2 protein-coding genes are annotated in these 3102 nt (G+C 45.4%); one reads left to right on the forward strand and one right to left on the reverse strand.

The genetic code is table 11. The annotated features are described in order from the left end of the window. The first annotated feature begins 120 nt into the window (after positions 1–120). Positions 121–942, forward strand: coding sequence for a DUF8085 domain-containing protein (locus NEPTK9_RS09305; RefSeq protein ID WP_194848555.1), 822 nt, complete (start codon positions 121–123; stop codon positions 940–942). Between the two features lie 416 nt (positions 943–1358). Here NEPTK9_RS09305 and NEPTK9_RS09310 read toward each other — a convergent pair whose 3' ends face one another. Beyond that, positions 1359–2660 (reverse strand): glycosyltransferase family protein, encoded by a 1302-nt coding sequence (locus tag NEPTK9_RS09310; protein ID WP_194848556.1) that lies wholly within the window; start codon positions 2658–2660, stop codon positions 1359–1361. Positions 2661–3102 lie beyond the last annotated feature (442 nt).

Below are 3102 nucleotides of genomic sequence, written 5' to 3' on the forward strand. Positions count from 1 at the left end.
AGCTTGCTGAGTCTGTTGTCTCAGCAAGGGCACCTGTCAACGTGCCTATGGTAGCAGCAACTGCGCTAGCTACAAGCTCCTTCCTTTAGGGAGGAGTAGGTGACATAAAGAAGGTTTATCATGAAGGGTTTGTGGTTTCTTGTGTTTTTTGGAATCGTCCATGGAAATTTAATAGAAATCGCTCTTCCAGATGAGGAAAGGGATGTAAGAGTTGTCCAAAACTTTCTCCTTTTTCATGCTTTTTCGAAAGCAAAAGGGGAAATGGAGGTCACTTTTTCTTCGGGTTTAGAGAAATCCCCCTACTTGCATGGGTCACCAGAAGCTCTCCACTGTTTTTTTCCTCATTTTCACCAGCAGCTGCGTAAGGTCATCCAAGGAAATATAGAAAACTTTGATCAATCGAAAGAAAAGTTCTTAAGTCATCTTGACCCTTTTGAGAGGGGACTTGCGGAAGAGATCGATCTTGAGGGGGTTTTGAAGGTAGCTTCTACCTTAGTACCGGTCCTTTCTCAGGGGTCTCCCTACCAACCTTTTTATAATCTTTCTCTGACTCCAAGTGATCAGAGTAATATTTCGAAGATCATAAAGGCGATGGGAGATCTCGGCTGGGTCGGTCTTCTGAAAGAAAAAAGGGCGATGGAGAAGATAGGAGACAAGGTGGTCCATGTGCATCCCTTACGTTTCCTCAGCTATATTGTGACAAACCCATCCCTAAAAAAGCGTCTTCCTAAGATCATGAAGGACGTGTTTAAGCGGAAAGGTTTTTTAAATGGGTATGGGAAGCGGGTCGGTTTTAGTCAGCGGATGACTCATGAGCTTCACCGGGGGAATATGATGCAGTATGTTCCTGGCTTTGCCCGTTCGATTGGGGTGTCACAGGGTTTAATTATGCACTACCTTGACAATCATGACTGGGAAGGGCTAGTCCGCGCTGTCATGTAGGAGGCGAGGTAGTAGTGGTTCACTTAAGAGAGAGTTTAAGTGTTTAACCGGATACAAACTCCATTAGTCCATATATAGACATGTCGGGGGCTACGCCCCCCGCCACCCCCGTTGAGCATCAATCTGGAAAGTCAAATCGATCCTCCTCGGGGGGCCGTGCGAAGCACTGATCCACCCACTCGGTCGGACCGATTTTTCACAGCCATCTTGAAGCCGCGGACAGCTCACGGCATGGCTTTTCTCCGCCTCCGGCTTCGAAGCCATGTCCGTTCACTGGAGAGTTTTATTTTTCCCTTCCACAGCGAACTGACGTGAGCTCAAGCCCGGGGGGCGTAGCCCCGACGCATCTCTATATGGCTCTCTGGAGTTTTTTCGCTGGTTAACTTCCCAAGCTTATTTTTAAACGAACCATTACCTTAAATAATTCCGATCTTGGAGGACTCGGGGAGAAAATAGGGGGCGCAACTGTCGAAAAAGGTTTCGGGGGTAATAAAGCGGGCTCCCTTCTTTTCTTGGAGATAGGTGGCATTCCCTTGTTCCCAAATGGGCATTCCTTTTTCGATTTCGAGGCCATGCTTGGTCTCGGAATGGATCCAAATTTGCCCTTGCGCAACCGACATGAGCTCCATCGCTGTCAGCCCACCAGAACGGGTAAAGGTAGCATCACTCCGGTGATAAAGGGTTGCAATGACTTCATCGCTTTGGAAACACATGGGAATGATGCTGAGATTAAAGGGATAGTAGGTCGCTTTTTGAACGACGTTATGAACCCGCTTGAGAAGACTGTTTTTGTGCTTGGTGTGAGAGTTGCAAAAAACGAAGAGAAGATGGCGCTCGCTCGCCTCTCCTTCTTCCATGAGCTCGATCGTGTTTTTCACATACTTAAGGGTCGCCTCTTCGGTCGGCTGGCTTCCAAGAAGGATGGTAGAAACCTTGTCGCTCGGCTCGATCGTTACGACAATTTTATCACGGTAAATTTCTGAATGAAGGGTCCCTCTTTTAATCGTGTTGGCAATCAGAAATTTTTCTTCGGCAGAGCCCACTTGGATTTTAATGGGGATCCGCTCCCGAGTTTTTGGCATGAGCTTTTGGAGTTTTTTAAAGGAGGGGCGCAAAGGAAAACTTTCGTAACAGACTTCTCTTTCAGAAAGGCCACAGTTTTTTTGCCAAAAGGTTTCGGCGGTTTGGTTTTCTCGCAGCAGCGGAGTGGTGCTGATCAGCTTGAGAAAAGCGTGGTCATTGGGAGAAAGCCCTTTGATCGGTTTGAAAAAATGGACCACATTGTCGGTCGGAAGCTCGGTCACAATTTTCTCTAAACGGAGCGGCTTTCCTGTCACTTTTCGGGCCACTTTAATCGCTTTGATAATGGCAGAAGTTCCAATGGGCTGGGTGTCGACAATTTGATCAACGCCTTCCTTAAGAATAAGAAAAAGAACACGGGTAAAGATAAAGGCGCCAAAAAGAAAGTCTGCCGTGGGAATATTCTTTAAGAGAAACATGAGAAACTTGACGTTTCCCCGTTTTTGGGACGAGTTCCAAAGGAAGACAAATCCTTTGCCCAGCCGCTTGCTCACGATATCGATCAAGATATCTTTTTCGATGATTTCAGTGGTAGGGTCTTCAGAAAGTGCTTCGACCGCTTGGGCTTTTGCTGCTTGTATATGTCCGCCTCCCCCCGACGAAGTGATCAGGAGGAGCTTTTTTGGCTTCCGTTCCATAAGAGACCTTCTCTTATTTAAAAACTTTATCTTCTTTGCCTTTTCTAATTAATTTGTCTACCCGAATTTGACAACTTTGAAAAGTTGCCTGCATTCTCCGTAGAAAAATTTCTTTAGAAAATGCTAAAGAACCTAAGTAGCTTTTAAATCAAAGAAGGCCTCTAATTCGAAGCCTAACATAAGTATTAATTTTATCATTAGGACACAAGAATACTCGGTCCTTTAGGGCCGAGATGAATTGTGCCAGTAAAAATAACCCTTTTAGAAATTAACATTTGACACCCTCTTAAGACGAATGGTAGAATACTCGTATGTTAATCCGCAAGTCCTTTCAATTCAGACTCAGGGTTATTTGGTAAAAATGTCTTGACAAAACCCCTCGTGAAGTAATTCGAGTAAAAAACTGTCATCCCAGCCTGCCCTTAATCTTTTGTTCTTTAGA

The organism is Candidatus Neptunochlamydia vexilliferae (assembly GCF_015356785.1).
GTDB lineage: Bacteria > Chlamydiota > Chlamydiia > Chlamydiales > Simkaniaceae > Neptunichlamydia > Neptunichlamydia vexilliferae.